14 protein-coding genes are annotated in these 21,701 nt (G+C 66.5%); 7 read left to right on the plus strand and 7 right to left on the minus strand.

The genetic code is table 11. The annotated features are described in order from the left end of the window. The first annotated feature begins 109 nt into the window (after positions 1 to 109). Positions 110 to 2,317, plus strand: a complete 2,208-nt coding sequence (locus tag D187_RS51380) for a BNR-4 repeat-containing protein (protein ID WP_002624128.1) — start codon at positions 110 to 112, stop codon at positions 2,315 to 2,317. A 281-nt stretch (positions 2,318 to 2,598) separates the two neighbouring features. Here D187_RS51380 and D187_RS56125 read toward each other — a convergent pair whose 3' ends face one another. Beyond that, entirely contained in the window at positions 2,599 to 3,657 is a 1,059-nt protein-coding gene (locus D187_RS56125; protein ID WP_002624129.1) for a tetratricopeptide repeat protein, read from the minus strand. 380 nt (positions 3,658 to 4,037) lie between these two features. On the opposite strand from D187_RS56125, the gene D187_RS45885 reads away from it, so the two are divergent. Then, the gene (locus D187_RS45885; RefSeq protein WP_043435156.1) at positions 4,038 to 5,138 is read left to right on the plus strand and encodes a M35 family metallo-endopeptidase; all 1,101 of its coding nucleotides are present in this window, start codon (positions 4,038 to 4,040) and stop codon (positions 5,136 to 5,138) included. Positions 5,139 to 5,237: 99 nt separating this feature from the next. On the opposite strand, the gene D187_RS45890 is transcribed toward D187_RS45885, so the two are convergent. Further along, a complete protein-coding gene (locus D187_RS45890; RefSeq protein ID WP_043435158.1) occupies positions 5,238 to 6,668 on the minus strand; it encodes an ankyrin repeat domain-containing protein in 1,431 nt (476 codons plus the stop codon). Positions 6,669 to 6,844: 176 nt separating this feature from the next. On the opposite strand from D187_RS45890, the gene D187_RS45895 reads away from it, so the two are divergent. Both D187_RS45895 and D187_RS45900 read left to right on the plus strand, forming a co-directional pair. Then, entirely contained in the window at positions 6,845 to 7,882 is a 1,038-nt protein-coding gene (locus D187_RS45895; RefSeq protein WP_002624132.1) for a tetratricopeptide repeat protein, read from the plus strand. After that, positions 7,879 to 9,819, plus strand: coding sequence for a hypothetical protein (locus D187_RS45900; RefSeq protein ID WP_002624134.1), 1,941 nt, complete (start codon positions 7,879 to 7,881; stop codon positions 9,817 to 9,819). The genes D187_RS45895 and D187_RS45900 overlap by 4 nt, the downstream gene beginning before the upstream one ends. Positions 9,820 to 9,964: 145 nt before the next feature. Here D187_RS45900 and D187_RS45905 read toward each other — a convergent pair whose 3' ends face one another. Continuing rightward, positions 9,965 to 10,702, minus strand: coding sequence for an endonuclease/exonuclease/phosphatase family protein (locus tag D187_RS45905; RefSeq protein WP_002624135.1), 738 nt, complete (start codon positions 10,700 to 10,702; stop codon positions 9,965 to 9,967). Positions 10,703 to 11,115: 413 nt separating this feature from the next. On the opposite strand from D187_RS45905, the gene D187_RS45915 reads away from it, so the two are divergent. Further along, positions 11,116 to 12,138 carry a hypothetical protein gene (locus D187_RS45915; RefSeq protein WP_002624136.1) on the plus strand — a complete coding sequence of 341 codons (1,023 nt, stop codon included), beginning with the start codon at positions 11,116 to 11,118 and terminating at the stop codon, positions 12,136 to 12,138. Between the two features lie 75 nt (positions 12,139 to 12,213). Here D187_RS45915 and D187_RS45920 read toward each other — a convergent pair whose 3' ends face one another. Then, positions 12,214 to 13,065, minus strand: a complete 852-nt coding sequence (locus tag D187_RS45920; RefSeq protein WP_043435162.1) for a glycosyltransferase family 2 protein — start codon at positions 13,063 to 13,065, stop codon at positions 12,214 to 12,216. A gap of 295 nt (positions 13,066 to 13,360) precedes the next feature. Between D187_RS45920 and D187_RS45925 the strand changes: the two genes are divergently transcribed. Further along, positions 13,361 to 13,945, plus strand: coding sequence for an NADPH-dependent FMN reductase (locus D187_RS45925; protein ID WP_002624138.1), 585 nt, complete (start codon positions 13,361 to 13,363; stop codon positions 13,943 to 13,945). A gap of 365 nt (positions 13,946 to 14,310) precedes the next feature. Continuing rightward, a complete protein-coding gene (locus tag D187_RS51385; protein WP_245591997.1) occupies positions 14,311 to 16,641 on the plus strand; it encodes a di-heme oxidoredictase family protein in 2,331 nt (776 codons plus the stop codon). Here D187_RS51385 and D187_RS56130 read toward each other — a convergent pair. The 3 genes from D187_RS56130 to D187_RS45940 form a co-directional block, all read right to left on the minus strand. Next, a complete protein-coding gene (locus tag D187_RS56130; protein ID WP_002624140.1) occupies positions 16,616 to 16,852 on the minus strand; it encodes a hypothetical protein in 237 nt (78 codons plus the stop codon). The two genes, D187_RS51385 and D187_RS56130, sit on opposite strands and share 26 nt — an antisense overlap. A gap of 94 nt (positions 16,853 to 16,946) precedes the next feature. Beyond that, positions 16,947 to 19,160, minus strand: coding sequence for a pectate lyase-like domain-containing protein (locus tag D187_RS45935; RefSeq protein WP_020918730.1), 2,214 nt, complete (start codon positions 19,158 to 19,160; stop codon positions 16,947 to 16,949). 244 nt (positions 19,161 to 19,404) lie between these two features. After that, positions 19,405 to 20,328, minus strand: a complete 924-nt coding sequence (locus D187_RS45940) for a type VI immunity family protein (RefSeq protein WP_063725096.1) — start codon at positions 20,326 to 20,328, stop codon at positions 19,405 to 19,407. Positions 20,329 to 21,701 lie beyond the last annotated feature (1,373 nt).

Genomic DNA, 21,701 nt, shown 5'->3' on the forward strand with positions numbered 1-21,701 from the left:
AATGGTCCGCTCTTCGATGGTTTACCTGTTTTGCATGCCTTCCTCACCGAGGTGGGGTTAGGCTGGTGGCGTCCCTGTCCTGGGGATGTCAACGAAACAGGGAGGCTCCGTGGTCACGTCGCGCTTTCTCGTCTTGTCCGCTCTGCTGCTTCCACGCCTGGTCGTGGCGGAGCCCTTCCAGGGACTGGCCGACCCCGGCGCCATCATCGGTCAGCTGGACGGCGTGGTGCTCGAGGGCGACCAGTACTTCCTGCACGGGTGGACTTGTCAGCAGGGGGTCGCGGCTTCCTTGCGGATCCATGTCTATGCCGGAGCCTCGGCGTATGACGAGCCCCGGGGCCAGCTGGTCCTCGAAGGGGCCTCGCAATTCATGGCCGAGTCGGCCGTCGGAGAGCGGTGCGGAGCGGGCAACGGACGCTATCGCTTCCACGTGGCCATTCCGGAGAGCGTCCTCGCGGCGGTCGGCGGGCAGCCACTCTACGTCCATGGGCTGCGCGTGCTCGGCACCGTGCAGAACTCGGCCCTCGTGAACTCGGGGAAGATTCGCTTCCCCCATCCGCTCGGGAGCGCACCCCGTGGGTGCATGTCGTCGCTCTGGAGCGACAACGTGGAGAGAAATGCGTATCCCTCGGGCAACGCCCAGGGCCAGGGCCAGCCCTGGGTCTACATGGCCTGGGTGTGGCGGGAGACGCCCGCGGTGGAGACCAATCACAGCGTCTCGGTGGCCCGGAGCCAGGATCTGGTGAACTGGTACAACACCTGCGGGGAGAAGCTCACGCTTCCCCTCACGACCGCGTCCCACGCCGTCGTCGATCCGATCCAGACCAATCAGGGCGTGCTCAACAACCTGAACGTCGGCTTCGATGGCGAGGGCCGCCCCGTCGTGACCTATCAGAAGTACAAGGTTGTCTATTCCGCGGACGTGCCGCCCGTCTGGACCACCCAGGTCTACAACGCCCGGCTCGAGGGCAGTCAGTGGAAGCTTCATGAGATGACCGCCTGGAAGACACAGCACGTGCTCGAGGGCGGCGGCTCCCTGCCGCGCACGTCGTCCTCGGTTTCCTACTCCGTGCCCCGGGTGACGAACACCGGCGCGGTCGTCCAGTCCTTCGGCAGGGCGGATGCCGACACGAGCGGCGCTCCCGCCTCGGGCAACTGGACCCTGTCCGCCGCGGGCACGGCGCTCTCGGTGACGCCCACGCCGGGGTCTGGCATCGACTACGACACCTTCACGCGGCCGGTGCCCGGGCTGCCCGCGGAAGCCAGTGTGAAGGAGACGCGCGCGGCGGGCTGGGTGACCCCTTTCAGCCTGCGCCTCATGCGCCCCCGGATCGACAAGGACGCCATCGTCATTCGCGGCGACTGGGATGGCGACGGCAATCGCGCGGGTCTCTTCCTTCGCAAGACGAGGACCTTCGTCCTCCAGCGCCGGGACGGCACCCAGCGGTTCGGCTTCGGTCCGGCCACCACGCCGTTCTATCCGCTCGTCGGCGACTGGAACCAGGACGGCCTCGACACCATCGGCATCGTCGATCCGGTGAACGAGCGCTACTTCCTCCAGAACAGCCTGGAGGGGGGGACCGCGGATATCTCCGGGACGGGAGCGATCGCGTCACTCGGCGCCACGGATGGACCGCTGCACTGGGACGCTCAGGATCCGGCGCTGAGCTATTACCTGCGCTGGGAGTCGATGCCTACGAACCGGGACCTGCCCTACGATTGCTCGGGACGCGCGCTCTCCGTGTCGCAGCCCACGGAGACGACCTGCCCGGACAAGTTCCTGACGGATCTCGTCGTCTGGAGCTACGACGCGACGGCGAAACTCTGGCGCGCCAGCCGTGTCGACCGGGCCTGGGGCGGGAGCTCCGCCACGTTCGACTTCGTGGTCTTCAAGCGGCACCAGCTCGTCGCCTACTACGACGCCAACCGGCGCGTGAAGGTCGCCATCCGCAATGGCGACGGGGCGTGGACCTACAAGGTCCTCGATGATCAATTCAAGGGCTGGGACAGCCACAACTATCTCACGCTGGAGGTCGACGACAACCACGACATCCACCTGTCGGGCGATCTGCACGGCCATGCGCTCACCTACTGGCGGTCGCGCGGGCTCGTCGCCTCGTCGTTCGCCCGTCAGCCCATGGTGGGAACACTGGAGACGCAGGCCACCTATCCCCGCTTCTACCGGGGCCCACAGGGCGATTTCCTCTTCAAGTACCGGCAGGGGGGCAGCGGAGACGGGGAGTGGATCATCAACCGCTACGATGTCAGGACGTACCGCTGGTCGCGGCTCCTCGCCCAGCCGCTCTTCGGAAGGTAACGACTGACACGAAGGCTGGGTCTCCGAGTATCCAGTCCAACCCCGGTGACAACTGGATCGGAACGGCCAATGCCAAATGGTATGTCATGGCCCAGTTCAGCCGACACATCCGGCCGGGCATGACCCTCCTGAGTGGAGATGACCGAAACACCGTGTTCGCCTATGACGCCGCCGCCCGCAAGCTGGTCGTGGTGACGGTGAACTTCGCAACGGCCTGGTGGATTGACTATGATTTGTCCCGATTCGGCACGGTCAGCGGCCTCATCCCCGGAGCACACCCGTCACGTGCCCACCTCGGCTTTCCCCTCTCCCGAAACCGGCCCGTGGAGCCCGAGCCGCGAAGCCGCCCGCGAGGCCGTACCACTCTGTTTGTCTCGCGTGAGGACGAGCCGCCAGGCCTCCCGAGCCTCGTCATGACGGCCGAGCTCCGCGAGGCAGTCCCCCCAGGCCAGCAGGCCATCTCCCCCCTGACCCTGGTAGGGGTGCATGGCACCAGCCTCGAAGAAGCGCAGGGCCTCTTCCGGGTGCCCCTCCGCCAGGGCGATGCGCCCGAGCAGGAACAGCCCGTTGCGCGTGCTCGACACCCGGAGAGCGTGCTTCAACCCCGTGCGGGCCTCGCGCCGAGCCTCCTCGTACCGATGCACCGCCAGCAGCGAGGCGGCACGGGCGAAGTGCGCCTCGCTCCGGTACAGCCGGGGCAGGCGCCGCCAGTCCACCTGGGTGAGGGCGCTGAGCGCTTCCTCTCCGCGTCCGGTATGGGCGAGGAGCCACGCGCGTTGGACGGGGAAGAAGTTCCACAGGAAGGCATCCCCACGCGCTGTCTCCTCCAGGTTGGACAGACGCGCGCTGGCGGCCTCCCAGCTCCCGAGGTTGTAGACGGCCTCGACGAGGTTGAACCGCACCAGGGCCCAATAGCGCGCCGCGGACGGCTCCGGGGGATTGGACGGACCCTGCCAGCCCCGTTCGATGTCGAGTGCCTCCAGATAGAGGCCCGCGTTGATGAAGATGTTGATGGCGCAGTTGGCGCAAGGAAGACAAGCGTCCGCCTTGGCATGGACCGCGAGGTCGCGGGCCCCCGAGACGGCCTTCTCGGTGCGGCCGAGCGCCGAGTGAGCGTAGAGTTCCTCCCGCCGCAGAATGGGTCTCATCCAGGCCGCGAGGGGAAGGCGCTCCAGGACTCGGGTGAGGGCGAGGGCCGCGCGGAATGCGCCCCGGTTGAAGAACCAGGTCGTGAGGCGCAGCAGGAGCCGATGCACCGGATCCCAGAGCAGCAGCCAGACCACGAGGACGAGGAGCAACTCAGGGGGGATGGGGGCGAGGCCCGCGAGGGCGAGGGTCATGGGCGGTGGGACTCCGGAGCCGGGTACGCTACCTCTTGAGGGCGGTTCCACGGGATGACTTTCGAGGTAGAACTCCAGGAAGGCAAGCAACCCCTCGTGAAGAGGTTCTCAATGGCCGTGCAAACCCGCGCCCGAGCGACTGCCAACGGGTCGTTTGGCGCCTTTGCCACCTTTACCGAGTACCTACACACTTCGGGCCGGAATCGCGTGCAGGTCCCGGACTCTGTGTCTTCATCCAGGTTGACGCGAAGTGAGCCGTTTGAACTCAAGTCATGTCTCTCCGCCAAACAGGTAAGTGAATAAAAATTCTCATTATGTTATAAACTGGTAGACCAGGATGCCTCGTGGGCACTGGTCTTGATCCAGAAGGGGAGTCCTGCGTGAGCAAGAGCCTTGGCGGTAACTTCAAGTGGCTGGTGGGCGGAATCGTCGGTGTGTCCCTGCTGGGCGCGTGTGGCGCTCCGGCGGAGGGCGAGGATGGCTCCGTGCTCCAGGACCAGGCCACTGGCGACGTGACGGTGAGCCTGTCCGTGGCGAAGTCGTCGCTGAGCGCTCGCGAGGACGTGTCGGTGGCGGTCACCTTCACCAACACCTCGTCCCAGCCGGTGCGGCTGCTCAAGTTCTACGTGCCGGATGGGCACCTCAAGGAGGGCCTGTTCGAGGTCACCCGCAACGGCGAGCCGGTGGAGTACATCGGCCCTGAGATCAAGCGCGCGGCGCCGACCGCCCAGGACTACATCACCCTGGCACCCGGCGAGAGCCTGACGGGCTCGGCGCCCGTGTCGGGCATGTATGACCTGTCCGAGTCTGGCAGCTACACCATCCGCTATGCCGCGCGCTCGCTGGATCAGCACAGCGCGCTCCTCTCCAAGGCCGCCCAGCTCGACTCCAACCTCGTGAGCCTGTGGATCGAGGGCCGTGAGAGCGGCCAGCCCGAGCTCCAGGCGCAGGGCACCGTGTCGGCCCAGGGCTTGTCGTACTCGGGCTCCTGCACCACCTCGGAGCAGTCGTCGATCAGCACCGCGGTGGCCAACGCCACTTCGTACGCGAACAGCGCGTCGTCCTACCTCAACGGCATCTCCTCGGGCACCACGCGCTACACCACCTGGTTCGGCGCCTACTCGAGCACCAACCTGTCCACGGCTCGCAGCCACTTCACCAGCATCAAGAGCGCCTTCGCCACCGCGGCGATCGTGGTCGACTGCAGCTGCAGCGACAGCTACTACGCCTACGTGTATCCGGCCTCGCCGTACAAGATCTACGTGTGCAACGCCTTCTGGAGCGCTCCCGCCACGGGCACGGACTCCAAGGCCGGCACCCTGGTCCACGAGATGAGCCACTTCAACGTGGTGGCGGCCACGGATGACTGGGCCTACGGCCAGAGCTCGGCCAAGAGCCTCGCGTCCTCCAGCCCCTCCAAGGCCTTGGACAACGCAGACAACCACGAGTACTTCGCGGAAAACACCCCCGCGCTGCCGTAGCTCGGCCAGGGGAGGTGGATGAGAGACGGGAGCGGCGACGCTCCCGATGCGACTGAGTATGTCTTCTATGCCAGGGGGCGTGGACATCCTCTGGCACAGCTACTTCCGGAAGACGGGAAGCCCCTTGCGGATGCGGTCGAAGAGCGCGCCATTGTCGAGCCGGGCCTCCTCGTCCTCCACGCGGAGCACCTCGTCGACGAACAGCTCGCGCAGCTGCTCGGGAACGCCCTCGCCGTAGCCCTGGGAATACGTGTCCAGGTCGAAGTGGTGCTCGGCCTCGACGGAGGCATCGGTGGAGTGCTCGTCCTCGATGACGACCCGTGCCTTGATGGTGCTCGCGGTCAGGATGTGGTCGTTGTAGTAGCCGAGCACCACGTCTCGAGCCTCGATGTCGCCCGCGACGCTGAACTCGCCGTCCGTATAGAGCGCGTGGCACTTCACGTCGCCGAGCACATTGACGAGCGAGTCATTGCCGTTGTCATTCACCACGCCGTGGACGAGGAGGTTGCCTGTCACCGCGAACGGCCGGTGGATGTGGAGATCGCCGCCCACCTCCAGGTCACCGTGATGGAAGAAGGCACTCTTCAGCGTCAGGGGGCCGGCCAGACGCAAGGAGTTCGGCGGAACTCCGAGCACGTCCCGAAGCGCCGTGAGGCGCGCCAGGGACTCCGCTGGCTCGCCGTAGCTGTGGAGCCCGGTGGCGACCTCCTGTGCCGAGTCGACCTCGAACTCGAAGCGGAACTTCCCGTGCTTCGACAGCGCGGCGCGGACCGCCGCACCGTCGACAGGGAAGGGCGCGAAGGGGTCGTCGCGGCGCTCGTAGTGGACGCTCGGCTTTCCTCCCGCGCGCTCCAGCACCTTGGCGACGGCGTTGAACCCCGCCGTGCGATTGTTCGCCTTGACCCAGGGCTTCTTCTGCTCGCGCAGCGCGACACCGAGCGGCGTGCGGCCGAGCCCGTCGATGGCATTCACCTCGGCGCCCCGCGCGAGCAATATCTCCACGATGGGGGCTCTACCTCGCGCGGCCGCCCGGTGGAGCGGAGTCTGCTGGTTGTCGTCACGAACGTCGATGGCCGCTCCCGCGTCGAGCAACTCCGTGTAGATGGACGGGCAGGTCCAGGCGAACGCGCCAGCGCGCCCGTCCTTCACGTCGGAGGGAACTTTCGCACCCGCCGCGCGCAGCACCTGGAAGAGCTCCAGGGCACGGCGCTCGTGGGTCGCATCGTCCTCGTTGGGGACCGCTTGCAGCAGCGGAGTCCGCGCATGGTCATCGCGCGCATTCACGTCCCCGCCCGCTTCGATGAGCGCGCGCACCACGTCGACGCCGGGGAGCGGCTCCGTCTTCGTGTAGGGAGCGCGCACGGTGAGGTGCAGGGGCGTCAGGCCATACTGGCCGCGCGCGTTCACGTCCGCGCCCTCGGCGACCAGCTTCCGCACGGCCGCGGCGTTGAGTTCCTGGTTCCAACGTTTCTTGTCCTCACAGAGTGAGAGAAGGGCTTGGGTCGCGTCCGCATTCGGCTTCACTGACATCATCATCCTCGGAAGGGTCGTTCTGCTGGCGAGGCAGTGTCAGGGCAACCCTTGCCGCATGTCACCTCCTTGTCGAACCAGCGTTCCACCCAGCGTGTTCATCGCGGCGAACGGCTCCATTGAGGCGAGCAGCCCATTCACCGTTTTCCCGCCATCCCGATTAATATTCACGGACCTTGGTTTCCCTCCCTCGACTCGTCTTCCTCGCGACCACCTTGCTGCTGACCTCGTTGGCATGGGGTGAGACATCCAACCCCCACCTGCCACGTGCTCGCCAGCTCCTCGAGGAGCTGAGCTACGCGGAGGCGGCCCGCGCGCTCGAGCAGGCCCGCGCCCAGCCGGGCAACGATCGCGACACCCTGTTGGAGATCCTCGAACTCCAGGGGGTGGTGGCCGGCATGCTGCAACAGCCGGCCAAGGCCCGCTCCGCCTTCCAGACGCTGCTGGTGCTCGCGCCGGACTACCGGCTCACCGGCGACTATGCCCCGCGGGTGGTCACCCCCTTCTTCGAGGCCAAGGCCTGGGTGAACGACCAGGACGCGGCGCTGCGCTTGGAGGCGGTGCCTGGCGGCGCGGGACTCGAGTCCGTGGCCGTCCAGGTGAACAAGGATCCGCTGGGCCTGGGGCTCACGGTGCGCTTCCACCTGCGCGACGGTGCGGGGTGGAAGCCGCAGGAGCAACCCCTCACCGGGGGCAAGGCCTCCGCGGTGATGAAGGGCGAGCGCGTCGAGTGGTGGGCGCAACTGCTCGACGCGCGCCAGGCGGTGCTCACCTCGGTGGGCAGTGCCACGGCTCCCCTGGTGGCCCTCGCTCCCGGAGCACGAGCGCTCGTGCCCTCGCGATCACCCGGTGCCGGGAAGACCGCGGAGGCGCTCGCGGCACCGGGCTCGCCCCTGCGCACCGTGGCGGTGGTGTGCCTGGGGCTGGCGGCCGGTGCCGGAGCGGCGGGGGGCTACTTCGGGTGGCAATCGAGCCAGGCCCGGGCCCGGGTGACGGGCGCCGCCGTGGATGAGACGGGGCTCGTCGTGGGCATCAGCCAGCGGGAAGCCTTCGCGCTGGATGCCCGGGCGCGCTCCCAGGCCGGGTGGGCCAACGTGCTCTTCGGGGTCGCGGGGGCCGCGGCCATCGCGGGAGGAACACTCTGGGTGCTCGGCGCGCCCGTGACGGTCTCCGCCACTCCGACGGGAGTGGTGGTGGGAGGGACGCTGCCATGAATCGCTGCCCCTGGATGCCGCTGACGTTTCTGACCCTGCTGCTGGGGTGTTCCTCCGCGTCCACCGGCGCCGACACCTGGCGCTATGCCTGCGCCCTGGACGACGAATGTGCCTCGGGCTTCGTCTGCCGCGCGGGAGTGTGCCAGGCCGAGGGCGGGCCCCAGCTTCCGCCGGACACGGGGGGGCCTGGCGAGGGACCGGATGACGGGGGGACCGACCCGGGCACTCCGTCCAGTCCGCCCACGCGGTTGGCCTTCGTCAGTCCCGCGCGGACCGTGGGCACGGGGCAGTGCTCGGCGGCGGTGGTGATCGAGACTCAGACGGAGCAGGGGGTGGCCTCCCCGGTGGAGAACGCCACGACGGTCTCGGTGAGTGCCCAACCCTCCACGGCCGTGAGCTTCTTCCGTGACGCGGCCTGCACCCAGTCCACGAGTTCCGTGACGGTGGATGCCGGCGGCAGCCGCGCGACCTTCTACTTCCGCGGCAGTGTGGCGCAGACCGTCCGTATCTCTGTGTCCAGCGGGGGGCTGGCCTCCGCGACGCAGGACGAGGTGCTGCGCACCCCTGGGCAGGCGGTGGGGGTGTCCTTCGTCACGGGTGCCCAGACGCTGGCCACGAGCGGCTGCTCGGGCAAGGTGGATCTCGAGGCGCGCGATGCCGATGCCATCCCCACCACCTTCTCCAGCCCGAGAACCCTGACGCTCTCGGGCACGGGGCTCACGTTCTTCTCCAACGCGAGCTGCACCACGCCCCTGTCCAACCCGGTGTTCGCCGCGGGCACGACCCGCTCCTCCTTCTATTTCAAGGGGAAGATCAGCGGCACGAATCGCCTGTCCGTCGCCGTGTCGGGATTGAGCACGGTGTCTCAGGACGAGACGATCCTCCCGGTGGTCCGCTCGGGCGTCTGTACCCTGCCCGCGAACGGCCTCTCGGTGACCTGTCCCATCTCGCCCGCGCAGGTGGACCTGTCGAAGACCCTGCTGATGATCTCCCTCAGCCCCTCCGGGCGCAGTCCGGACTCCGGGGGCGTGCGCTGCATGCTCTCGGCCAGGGACGCCTTCACCTGTGGCCGGAATGCCACCGTGACCGGCAGCTCCAGTGGCTTCGACATCTTCTGGCAGACCGTGGAGCTGGGCACCGGGCTGAGGGTCCAGCACCTGCAGCCGAGCTGTCAGGGCTCGTTCCTCGCCTCCGTGCCGATCGAGACCGTCTCACCGCAGAAGACCTTCCTGCTGGTGTCGAGCGAGCAGAGCGGAACGCTCCTCGGAGAGGGGAACCTCTACACCGCGACGCTGGCCGATGCGGGCAACCGGGTGGATTTCCAGTTCTCTGGCAATTGCAGCCCCTCCTGGAAGGGCTCGCTCCAGGTCGTGGAGTTCGATGGCATCCAGGTCTACAGGGGAGGGGGAGCGATGAGCAGAGGGCAGACCGGGGCGGGGAACGCGGGTCTGCCCACCGCGAACCCCGCCACCACCGCGCTGCTGTTCACCTACCGGGTGAACAACGCGGGCGCGGCGAACCTCTGCGACCGGGTCATGAGGGGGGAGGTGTCTGGTTCCACGGAGTTGGACTTCTCGCGCGCCCTGCTGGATGACTCGCAGAACTGCGCCACGGCGGTCATCGAGGCCATGGCTTGGGAGCGCATCAACTTCGGCTCGCTCGCCAAGGTGCAGTCGGTCCAGGTGGCCATGTCCGTGAACCAGCTCGAAGCCTTGCCCGGCATCACCGCGGTGGATAGGACGCGCGCGGTGGTGTTCGCCAGCGGGCAGTCCATGAACGGTCAGGCCGGGGGCGAGGCGTCCTATTCTGGCGATGACGTCCTGGGAGAGTCGCTGGCGGGGTTCTCGTTCTCCTCGGCCACGGAACTCCGGGTCCGCCGCGCGTCCGCGCTGGGCCGGGCGATGTGGACCGCCTACGTCGTGGAGTTCAACCCCTGAGCCGCCACGGGTCGGGGCCAGCGGGGGGACCGGGTCCTCCCGCGAGTCCTCCGCCCGAGCGAAGCAAGGCATGGGGCATCACTTCCAAGTCCCTCGACGAGGGCGCCATCCTGCCCAAGGACGACGCGGTCGATCCTGCCGTGTGTCAGTACTGGACGGTCGCGGTGTAGGCGAAGTGGTCGGAGCCATACTTCTCCAGGCGTTCGGCGGGACCGGTGCCGATACCACGGCTGACGTAGATCTGGTCGATGGGCACGCCGTCGACACCCGCCGTCCGCAGGTGGTTCATCCCCGGGATGTCCTGCGAGAGCTGACGGTTGAAGTCGCCCACCAGGACGACGGGCAGCCCCCGCGAGAGCAGATCCGCGACGACCTCGCGCACCACGTCGTTGTGCGTCCGCCAGCGCTCCTGGCGCTCGGGGTGCTCACCGTTCCATGCGCCGGAGATGTAATGGGTGTTGATGAACGCCAGCTTCGCGCCGGTGTCCTTGTTCTTCAGCACCACCCAGTTCACGAAGCGCGCGGGCGTCACTCCGGCCTCACCTCCGTGCGTGAGCAGGGAGCCGTCTCCCGTCTTCTCGTACTTGTTCTTGCGCCATGAGATGGCGATGGAGTTGCGGGCGTCGAGCCGGCCCTCGCCAGGACGGTAGTGCTCGTAGTACTCGAGCGCACCGAGCTTGGAATGGCCCGCGTCGGTGTCCACCTCCTGCCAGCCAATGATGTCCGCGAGCGGCTTGAAGTCCGCGCTCCCGTGAAGGGTGTTGTGGGTCGCGACAGTGGTCGTCGTGACCGCGAGTTCCTGCATCTGCTCCGGGCGGGTGGAGGACATGAGCCCCAGGGAGAGCAGCAGGCTGAGGACGGCCGATGACAAGAGTTCGAGCATGTTTTTCTCGGGGGCGGGCGCCAGACTGCATCACCTGGCGCGTGTTGACGGGAGCGGGGAGGCGAAGGGCGCCGGTCACTCCGGGCCGCGGCACTTGTGCGCGACGGCGGAGTGGCATCAGGGGAGAATCTCCTTGAGCGATTCTTACCAGGATTTCATATTAAAATTAATAGGCATGTATTCCTTGTTTTGAATACACGGGACGTGAAGGACCCGACGGGAATCCGGAGGGGTGGGTCTGACATCCCAGGTCTGGTGCGAAAAACCCCCTTCCGGAGCCACGCCAGGGCCCGGGAAATGTCAGACCCATTGGGTATTTCTGACGCATGGCCGCCCGAGAGGGGGCCGAGCATTCCCAACGCCACACCTGGGCCCTACCTGACAGGGTCCATACCCGACCTGGAGCATCACACATGGCTACTCGCACCGCCGCTCGCAAGGCCTCCCGCAGCCGCACCACCGAGCAGACCAAGGCCGCCTTCGAGGAGCTGGCCCGGAAGAACCGCAACAAGCCCGTGCTCTCGGCCAAGGAGCAGGAGGCGCGCACCACCCACGCCAGGAGCGTGCTGACGGAGGTCTCCAACCTCACGGCGGAGTCCGCGGTGAAGAAGGTCACCGAGGCGGGCCTCACCATCAACCGCACGTTGGCCGGCATCAACGAGCAGGTGATGGCGCTGGTGGAGGAACTCAAGCAGCTCGACGAGGCCATCAAGCTCAAGACGGAGGAGCTCGCGGCCCTGCACGGCCAGGACATCGCCGCCAGCGCCCTCGACGTGCTGGTGGCCGAGTACGACCGGAAGAAGGAGGAGTTGCGGGCGGAGATGGAGCGGCTGCAGAAGGAGATCGCCGACACGCGCACGAAGTTCGCCCAGGATCTGGCGGCGGAGCGGGACGCGGTGGAGGTGGCACGCAAGCGCGCGGAGGAGGAGTACACCTACGCCCAGCAGCTCTCGCGCAAGAAGGAGCAGGACGCCTTCGCCGAGCAGATGCGGGTGCAGTCCGCCGCCGAGCGGGACCGCAAGGAGACGCTGGAGAAGGAGTGGGCGGTGCGCGAGGAGGCGCTGAAGCTGCGCGAGAAGGAGCTGGAGGACCTGCGTAAGCAGGTGGCGGACTTCCCGTCGGTGCTGAAGAAGGAGACGGGCGCGGCGGCGGCCATCGCGGGCAACCAGGTGAAGTCCGACTGGGAGATGAAGTTCACGCTGGCGCAGAAGGACGCCGAGACGGCACAGCGCGTGGCCAGCATGGAGATCTCCTCCCTGAAGGAGACCAACGCGAAGCAGGCGCAGGCCATCCTCTCGTTGCAGACGGAGCTGGCCGAGGCCAAGCGTCAGGTGCAGGCCATCGCGGAGAAGGCGCTGGAGTCGGCCTCGGGGGCTCGCGCGCTGGCCGAGGTGCAGGGCGTCATCGCCAGCCGGGACTACACCAAGGGCAAGTAGCGGAACTCGCGCCCTCGGGTGGACGGAGCCCGTGGGGTGAGGGCTGAATCCCTCCTCTTCCTCGCGGCCCGTGTGTCACTTCGCGGAGGGCTCGGACGTGCTGGCGGGCAGGGACTGTCCCTTCACCAGCGCGAACACCTCCTCGTAGCGCCCTTCGGCGAAGGCCTTTCTCAGTTCGGGGAAGCCTCCCTTCTTCAAGGCGCCGAGGTGGCGGTACTTGGAGGAGTGGTAGATGGACACGGCCCAGGCCAGCCGCAGCGCATCGAGTCCACCGCGCCAGAGGGCGCCATGCACGAGGCAATCACGGAGCAGATGCGCCGGACGTTGAAGGGCCGCGGGCTTGAGGCGCCTGCCCTCGGCGAAGGCACGAACGGCCCACAACAGGGCATAGCGCTCTTCCTTCGCCTCCCGTCCCTGGAGAGACGTGGCGAAGCGGTGCTCGATGGGGGCATGCAGGCGAGGCGCGTGCATCCGGGGCAGTGCTTCATGGACGATCATTTCCGGACGCCACACCGCGGCCTCCCCACGGACCAGCCGCGCGCGCCATTCGGTGCGGTAGAGGAAGCGGTGCCCGTCCAATTCGGCCCAGTCCCGGCGGGGCAGACGATAGGCGGGGGCGGTCGGGGCGGAGCGCCGCCACTCCCGAAGGGTCTGGAGGGCTTCGGGTTCCAGGTGCTCGTCCGAGTCGAGATAGAAGACGTAGTCATACGAGCCCAAGGCCTCCATGGCGGCGGTCCGGGCGGCTCCGTAGCCCCGCCATGGGCGCGACACGGAGCGCACGCCCATCTTCCGCGCGAGCTCCACCGAGCCGTCCGTGGACTGTGAGTCGAGAGCCACCACCTCGTCGCAAACGGCGGACAGGCTCGCGAGACACCTTTCAAGGGTGTCACGGTTGTTTCCGTGGATGACATAGCCACCAAGTCTCATGAACCCTTCCCCGGACGGAGCAGGCACCTTGCCCACGGCCGAGGCAAGGGTCAACCGTGCTCATCACCCAGTCGAGTGCCATGCGCACCTGGGCGGAGGCTCGCCGCCGCCACCGCCCAGCTCGCGGTGACACACGGAGTACGTACCGTCGCCGCCGATCTCACCCAGGAGGATCAGCTGCCTGGCATCGCCCGGTGGACAACGGTGCGGAGCGCTGCTCCTCCAGTCAACCCCGGGAGGTGCTATGCACCCGAGGACGCGCTGAACCCAACCTTCTCCAGGAGAACAGCGAACCATGCTCAAGGTGGCCATCATCATCGGAAGCACGCGTCCGGGCCGCAAGGCCGAGGCCGTGGCCCGCTGGGTCCACGAACTCGCGAAGAAGCGCGATGACGCCGAGTTCGAGCTCGTGGACATCCAGGACTTCAACCTGCCGCTCCTCGACGAGCCGGTGCCACCGTCCCTGGGGCAGTACTCGCAACCGCACACCAAGGCCTGGTCCGCGAAGATCGACTCCTTCGACGCCTACGTCTTCGTGACGCCCGAGTACAACCATTCGATTTCCGGCGCGCTCAAGAACGCGATCGACTACCTGTACCGGGAGTGGAACAACAAGGCGGCCGGGTTCGTCAGTTACGGCAGCGCCGGTGGAACACGCGCGGTGGAGCAACTGCGTCTGGTCATGGGCGAACTGCAGGTCGCCGACGTGCGCGCCCAGGTGATGCTCTCGCTTCGCACCGACTTCCAGAACTACAGCACCTTCGCGCCGGATCCCCACCATGAGAAGTCGGTCCACACCCTGTTCGATCAGGTCATCGCCTGGGGTGGTGCGTTGAAGCCGCTGCGCAAGACGCCCGTGTCCGTCACCGTCACGTTGTAGTTCGAATAGGCAGACGTGTTTAGCACCATCATGGGGAGGGCCGCGATGCCGCGGAGGAGGCTGTTCGTCTTCTTCATGGGGGGACATTTCTGTTGTCGTGGAGTCTGGAATATCTCGTCCTCGCGGCACGCGCGGGAGCGCCAGTGGATGGAGGGGCCGTGCAACCCCACGCACGCCTCGGTAGGACATGGAGTGTCTGATAGTCACGGATGGAGATCCCATCCGTGTACTTCCGGTCTTCACTTCCAGAGAAGCCTCCCTACTATCGGCGCCGGGAGGCGTCGTGTCCGCGAAATCCGAGCCACGGCGCCCCCGAGGCGATGCGAACACTGCTCGTAGGGAATGGGCCATCCGGGACAACAGACATGTCAATCAAGGCATCGTGGGGCAAGGGTAGCGCGGGGTGGAGGTGTGGACGGACGTGGCTCGTGGGTATCGTGGGGGGAGTCCTCTCCGCGCTCCTGGCCTGCGGCCCTGGAATGGATGAGGGTCGTGAGACTCGGGTGGAGAGCCTGGCGCAACCGGTCACCAGCGCCGTGGTGCCTCTCTTCGAGGCCACCACTCCGCTCGAGCCCGCGATGGTGGAGGAGCGGGCGGATGCCATCGTGACCCGATTCGCGGATCGGGTGCGGGATCGTCACGCGCGTGAGGGCGGCTTCCAGAGCTATGAGCACTATCTTCCGCTGTATTTCGCGTACCGGACGATCTCGGTCGAGTTGATCGACTATGTCGCCAGGGGTGGCAACAAGATCACGGTCAACATCACTTCACTCTGGAAGTTGGACAAGCGGGACTTCCGCGCGTTCTACAGGGGCGAACACGCGGAGTCGGCGGAGTACGCGATCAACATCAATATGGAGGAGGTGGGTCCGAACAAATACACGGCCACCGTCGACTACAATCCCAGGAAGGCCGACCGGAAATTGGAAAAAGGCGATCGGATGGAAATAGAGATCAGCCGTTTCTTCGATCCTATTTCCAAACCCGATGGGCGGGCCAACTACTACGGAACGGTCTTTCTCTACATCGTCGGTGAGGGAGGCCTGGTTCCCTGGGAGGGGAAGAACTTCGAGTTCCAAGGCCCCGCTGGGAAGATCACCTACGTGCGGGACTCGTTCCGCCTGCCAGATGAGGCCTGGCTGGGGGGACGCACGACGCTCAGCTACAACTACTCCAACGAGCCCGTGCACCAGTTCAAGCAGATGTCGACGAACCTGGCGCCCATGAACGCGCAACCCTTCGTCGAAGGCCGGAGACTGCACCATACCGATTTTGGAGATGGGACCCACTCGGAGCCGGGCAATCCGGTGTTCACGCAACACCAGAACCAGCTCGGGCCTCGCTTCGTGGCGCGCTCGTGCGTGGGCTGCCACATCAACAACGGCCGCGCGCTGCCTCCGGGCGAGAGCGCCTCCAAGCTCAATGTGCGGTTCTTCGTCAACAACGCCGCCTGGGCCGATCTCCATTACAGCATCAACGGCGGTGGGCAGCAGAGCTTCCGGATGGCACATGACAGCGCCAACAACAACAGCCATGTCGTGAAGGACATTCCGGGAGGGGCGATCGTGAAGTACCACTTCACGATCGCCGAGGGCACGGGCTTGAAGGTCACGCCCGAGGAGCAGTTCATCGCGGGGGGCGGTGGGACGGGAGGCCCCGGGGGCTATGGCTATTCCGTTCTCGCGCCGCCCCTGAGCTACACGCTCAAGGTGGGTCAGGTGAACGGCACCACCGTCAGCCCTCATCCCCAGCTCGGACATGCATTGCAATCCCAGAGCATCAGCGGCGACAGCCCCGAGGGGACGGTGCGCATCTCGAGCTGGACGACGACGGGCGGCACGTTCTCGGATGGGACGGCGTACCAGTTGCGGCGGCCGAACTACGCCTTCTCGGGGCCCGTGCCCACGAACTACTCGGCCCGCATCGCGCCTCCCCTGGTCGGCATGGGCCTGCTCGAGGCGATCGCCGAGAGCACCATCGCGGGGATGGAAGATCCCAACGACATCCACAGCGGCGATGGAATCACCGGACGCATGCAGGTGGTGACGGATGCCCAGACAGGCCAGCCGCGCATGGGCCGTTTCGGGTGGAAGGCGGGCCAGGCGAGCGTCAGTCAGCAGGTCGCGAACGCGCTCAACCTGGACATGGGCGTCCTGACGACGATCTACCGCGCCCCGGATTGCGGCGGAGCCGGCTGTCCCTCGGCGGGTATCGAACTCACCGATGGGGAGCTGGACAAGCTGGTGCGCTATGTCTCGCTGCTCGGGGTTCCGGCGCGGCGAAACCTCGACGATGCCCAGGCGAAGCAGGGAGAGGGCCTGTTCACCAGCATGGGGTGTTCCAAGTGCCACGTGCCCACGCTGACTACCAGTCCCCATCACCCCAAGGCCGAGCTGCGCGGCCAGACGATCCGCCCCTACACGGATCTGCTGCTCCACGACATGGGCGAGGGGTTGGCGGACAACCTCCCGGAGGCCGGAGCCTCGGGCGCGGAATGGCGCACCCCACCGCTGTGGGGGATTGGCCTGACGGCCAGTGTCAGCGGCGGCGAGGCCTACCTGCATGACGGCCGCGCGCGCAGCCTGTCCGAGGCCATCTTGTGGCACGGCGGCGAGGCCAACACCGCGAAGGAGAAGTTCCGCACGGCGACCAGCGCCGAGCGGAACGCGCTCATCGCGTTCCTGCGGTCACTCTGAGCCCCCGGACCCAGGTGTTGCCGACGGGCGAGGTGATGACCGGCGTCAGACTTCGCCCGCCGCGACCGCGGCCTTCACATTCTGGAAGAAGAGCTCGAAACTCCTCTTCGGAGATCTTCTTCGCGTCCGCTTCGGGCATGTCCACGGGGATGAAGGTCGAGCGCAGCATCAGGATGCAGGCCTCGGGTCCGGCACGAATCACCTTCTGCAAATGCTCAACCGCCCCGGGCCGCTGGGCGCTTCGTCGCCGCCGGAGGCCCTTCGCGGACCTCCGGCGGCGAGGTGTTCGGCTGCCGGAACGGTGGCTAGTAGGACGACTTCGACACCATGTTCTGGTTGGTGACGGCGGCGCCCGTGCCGTTGATGATGTGGTTGATCGCGGCGCCCGGGGTGCTGCCGAGGAACACCGTGATCATGTGCTGGAACTTCACCCCGGGGGTGGTGGGCGTCTCGATGGCGTTCTCCAGGATGACGGGGTTGTAGAACACGGAGTAGATGCCCAGGCCCCGGGCGTCATGGTTCGTCACCGAGTTGGCGACCTTGTACGACGCGTAGCCGTTCACCCCGTCGTGCGTCCACCGGCTCTGGTTGGGCACGTCGTAGGGAATCTCGGACTGGTAGAAGTAGACGCGGCCGTTGTTGCCGTTCCACAGCGTCTGGTAGCCCTCGAAGTGCTCGCAGAACAGGCCGTAGGCCGACACGTTGTTGCCGTTGACGATGATGCCGTTGATGCCCTTGTTGGTGTCCCAGCCCACGCCATTGCCGTGGTCGGCGCGCCACAGCCAGATGTTGTCGATGAGCACGTCGTTGCTGTTGATGGTGACGCACACCGTGGCGTTACCGGCCTGCGCTCCGCCCACGCGGCAGGACACGTCGAAGAGCGCCGTGGGGTTGGCCGCGTGGCTCACGGTGTTCGCCGCGCTGCCCACCGAGAGCAGCACGGCGGAGTTGTTGACGCCCGCGTCGAAGAGCACGCCGGCCACCGTCACGCCGTCCACGTCCGCGACGTTCATCGCGGCGGTGCCCTGGTCCGGAATGAGCGTGGCGAGCCCCAGGCCGAGGATGATGGTGTTGGGGTTGGACACCTGCAGGGCACGGCTCAGGTGGTAGATGCCCGGGGTGAGCAGCAGGTGCTTGCCCGCGCCGAGGGCGGCGTTGAGCGTGTCGGCCGTGTCCCGGTCCGAGCGGGCGACGTGGAACTTGTCGAGGGAGAGCGTGGTGCCCGCGGTCGTCCCGGCGCTCCACGTGGTGCCCTTGCTGTTGGTGCGCAGCGAGGGGACGCGCACGGCGTAGGCGCCGTTGGTGTCGATGAAGAGGTAGGGCTTCTCGCGGATGACGGGCGTCGTGTCGACGACGGTGTACACCTGGTTGGGCCAGGTGCCCGACGGCGCCTGCTCATCGCCCACGAAGACCATGTTCCAGTTCTGGCCCTGCCAGTTGTTCAGGCTCGTGTTGCGCGTGAGGAACTGCTGCTGGGTGCCGGAGTTGATGACGTTGTCGATCTTCGAGTCCGCGATGAACCCGCCGCTCGACCAGGCGTTCTGGTAGGCGTTGTCCCAGAGGTTGATGGAGCCCTTCACGTGGATGCGGCGCATGGTGGTCGCCTGCGACACCGCCCAGATGTTCGTGTTGGAGTCCTTGGTGGGCACGATGGAGAGGTTCTCGGCGCCGCGCCAGAAGTTCTGGGTGGCGTTGCCGTTGAACCAGTCCGCCTTGGCCCGCACCGCGCCGTTGATGGTGACGTTGTCGGGCGACTGACCGAGCCCGAAGACGCTCATGTAGAAGCCCACGCGCACGTCGACGTTGTAGGTGCCCGGCTTGAAGAAGTACGCGTAGCGCTGGCTGCCGAACTGGTTGGTCTCCTGCTGCTGGAAGATCTGATCGAGCCGGCTCTGGATGCTCGCCGCCGACATGGAGGGGTCGAAGACGAAGACGTTGGGGCCGAAGTCCGGGCCCCCCGTCCCACCACCACCACCCGAGGCGGTGATGCCCAGGGTGAGCGTCTCCCACTCGCGCGCCGAGGCACCGGCGGCCGAGACCGTGGAGCCGCCCGCGTTGGCGGCGGAGAGGTACTGGCCCGTCACCACCGTCTTGAGGGCGATGGAGTCGCCGCTGACGACGGTGCCGGTGCCGTTGAGCTTCTGCAGGGTGAACTGCTCCCAGGACTGGGGCGCGGTGGCGGTGAAGCGCACGGTGCTCCCGCCGCCATTGAGCGCCGAGCCGTACTGGTTGCTGATGCTCTGCAGCGTCACCGTGTCCCCGTTGACGAGCGAGCCGCCGTTGAGGTCGGTGAGGGTGAACGTCTCCCACTCCAGCGCCTGGGTGCTGTAGGCCATCAGGTCCGCCCCCCCGCCCTTGTCGGCCACGAGGTAGTGGCCCGACCAGGTCTTGAAGTTGACGGTGTACTGGTTGCTCTCCAGGGGCTGGGCGGTGCTCCCCGCGGGCTCGCCCTGCTCGGGGCCGGAGGCGGGCGCGCAACTCGCGCTGACCGCCAGCATGCTCCAGGTGGCGAGTCTCATGACTCGCGACCGGCGGGAGTGAACGACGGGGAACGACTCATCGGGCTTGGCTCGGCGCATCGCGACCTCCACGTGGTCTCGTGGACTTGGGGTTGCGACGGATTTAAGTAAATTCTATGTAAACTACAAGAGCAGATTGTTCTTGTTTTCCAGTCAGAGGGTTCGCCACGACTGGAAGTGGGCTTCTCCGCCTGGAAGAGGCCCTGCGTCGCCTTCCCGCCTGAACGGAGGATGCAGGCGGTGGTCAGTCGAGGAAGCGGCGCTGCCAGCGTCGTGCGGTATCTTGGGAACCGGGTTTCTCGTACAGGTAGGGTTCCAACACCCCAGCCAGGGCGCGGTAGGGTTTCATCTCTTCCTGTTGCTCCACGTCGCCCGCTTCAGGCCATTTCCCCAGAGAAACCAGCGCCTTCTCCGCGCCTGCTTCTTCGATAGACACCTCTGGAAGAGCCAGCCGCGCCCGAAGACCTGCCACGCCGCCAAGTTGATCGAGCAGTGGCTGCCCGTAGAAGTTCAGCCAGTAGGCGCCCGGCACGCTCTCTCCCATGTTCATGGATGTGGTGTCGAGGCGATGTACGTCCATCCCTGGGTAGCGGAAGCATTGCTCGCGGATGAAATGCATGACCGGCTTGCTCTCCAGGAGATGGTTGAACGCAAGGCTGGCATAGCCAGAGGTGAGAGGGAGTTCTCGTGCGAGCGCCACAGCCAGGGCCTTGACGTGCTCGGGTCCACGGGTCTCCAGGTACTCGGTGGGCATCCAGAAGGACACCGCGCTCACGAAACCTGGCAGGTCGAGGTCTTCTCTCGGCCTGCCGTGGTACTCGAAATGAAAACCACCTACCTGGTTTTCGTACTCCTCCAACCGCAGGATGCAGCTATCGCGAGAGCTTAGTTCACCGCGAACCTTCGCCCAGAGTCCGCCATCCAGGGGCCGCACGTCCCCCGCCCATCCCTTGTACTCTTCGGGAGAGATGTCGCCTCCCATGTCCACGTACCAGCCCAGCTTTTCGTGTCCCACTGCGTCGAGATAGAGGTCCAGAGCGCGCGTGACGGCCTGAGATATGTCGTCGTGCGGGCGCCGCATGAAGAAACAGAGGCTGAGTCCTTCGCGCAGCACCAATCGACCATCAGGCAAGGCTTGCCTGAGCTTCGGATATCGTTTGCTCACCATATGGGCTCTGGAATGACTCCGTCCAAGGGGGTAACGCGGGAAGGCGAGCGTCCCAGAACGCGCCGGTACATCTCTCCTTGAGTGCGACCCTGATAGGGATGTCCTTTGGGATATTTGCTCCAGGTCGGGAGATTGGTTTCTGGACAGGGGAACTTGAAATCATAGATAGCCCATGCCTGGAGCGGGTCTCCTGAATGGATGACGACATCAGGTGCCAGGGTACCCTCGAGTTCTTTTTCCCGTCCTTGCCGCATGAGTTCTTCTCGCGCTTCTTTGCTCACGAGACTCCCCCTTGGTGGTGAGGTCGCACGGCAAGAGTTGAAACTCCTGTGCCAGCATGGGCTCATGTTATCGCACGGCATCTCCGGTGTTGGCGGGTGAAATCGTGCGGCGGCCCCATTGCGCGAGTATCATGGCCCTCATGGCGCACAGGATCGGGCGGGAGCGTCCGAGAGACGCGAACGGACTGTCGTTGATGTCCGAGGGAACTCGTCGGCCATGAAATGGCGGACCGCGCTGGCGTTCGCCGCCGTGTCGCTGCTCGTCCTCCCCTTGTTGGGACTGCTCTTCCTATGGAGCTGGGCGCCCGAGGAGCGGGTGGTCGAAGGGTGGCGCTTCGCTCCGTGGATGTCTCCAGCGGAGTTCCGTGAACGGCCAACCCTTCTTCATCCCTGCCAGGGGGACGAGCAGTGTGACCCGTCACTCGTGTGTTTCCATGATCCGCGCTACCAGCAACGGCGATGCACGGGGAGTGGGTGCGAGTCGGATTCGTGGTGCCCTGCTCAGACCGCCTGTCGGTCCGTTCCAATCAGGGGGCGGCAGGGCATGGCTCTCCGTGTCTGTGCCCCCGAGGGGACGCGCAAGGAGGGAGAACGGTGCCTGCGGTATCCGCAGTCGGCTCTGAGGCAATGGGCCTGTGAGGAGGGGCTCGTCTGCGCCGGTTCCGGCTGGTGTGGTCGGCGGTGCATGCCTGGGGAGCAGGGGACGTGCCCGGAAGGCTTCTTCTGTGCCCGAGGGGACCCCGACGGGCCCGTGTGCCAGCCCTCGTGCGAGGGCCGCGCGTGCCCTGCGGGTCAGGAGTGCGTCCGGCAGGACGGCGGCGTGTCGGTGTGCCTCGAGGTGCGGGGACATCCATGCCACGGCGAGGAGCCTTGTTCCGAGGGGGAGGAGTGCGAGACGGAGCCGTTCGTCTCCGTGAAGGGGCAGGCCTGGAGGCAATGCGTCCAGCATTGTGGGCAGGACGGTGCCAGGCGCTGTCCGGAAGACTTCGTGTGCCACCAGGGCCGGTGCCGTCTGCGCTGCTCCTTGCTGCGGCCCCATCCGTGTTTGACCCAGTTCTGCGTGAGCACCGACGACGCGGGCAACGGCGTGTG

The sequence above is a fragment of the Cystobacter fuscus DSM 2262 genome (assembly GCF_000335475.2).
Lineage (GTDB): Bacteria > Myxococcota > Myxococcia > Myxococcales > Myxococcaceae > Cystobacter > Cystobacter fuscus.

Bases quoted from the DNA above. Each gene is read 5' to 3' on its own strand.
- D187_RS45920 (WP_043435162.1), bottom strand. From the start codon at position 13,065: ATGAGACTTGGTGGCTATGTCATCCACGGAAACAACCGTGACACCCTT.
- D187_RS51385 (WP_245591997.1), top strand. From the start codon at position 14,311: ATGTCAATCAAGGCATCGTGGGGCAAGGGTAGCGCGGGGTGGAGGTGT.
- D187_RS45935 (WP_020918730.1), bottom strand. From the start codon at position 19,160: ATGAGACTCGCCACCTGGAGCATGCTGGCGGTCAGCGCGAGTTGCGCG.
- D187_RS45940 (WP_063725096.1), bottom strand. From the start codon at position 20,328: ATGGTGAGCAAACGATATCCGAAGCTCAGGCAAGCCTTGCCTGATGGT.
- D187_RS45905 (WP_002624135.1), bottom strand. From the start codon at position 10,702: ATGCTCGAACTCTTGTCATCGGCCGTCCTCAGCCTGCTGCTCTCCCTG.
- D187_RS56125 (WP_002624129.1), bottom strand. From the start codon at position 3,657: ATGACCCTCGCCCTCGCGGGCCTCGCCCCCATCCCCCCTGAGTTGCTC.
- D187_RS45915 (WP_002624136.1), top strand. From the start codon at position 11,116: ATGGCTACTCGCACCGCCGCTCGCAAGGCCTCCCGCAGCCGCACCACC.
- D187_RS45925 (WP_002624138.1), top strand. From the start codon at position 13,361: ATGCTCAAGGTGGCCATCATCATCGGAAGCACGCGTCCGGGCCGCAAG.
- D187_RS45890 (WP_043435158.1), bottom strand. From the start codon at position 6,668: ATGTCAGTGAAGCCGAATGCGGACGCGACCCAAGCCCTTCTCTCACTC.
- D187_RS45900 (WP_002624134.1), top strand. From the start codon at position 7,879: ATGAATCGCTGCCCCTGGATGCCGCTGACGTTTCTGACCCTGCTGCTG.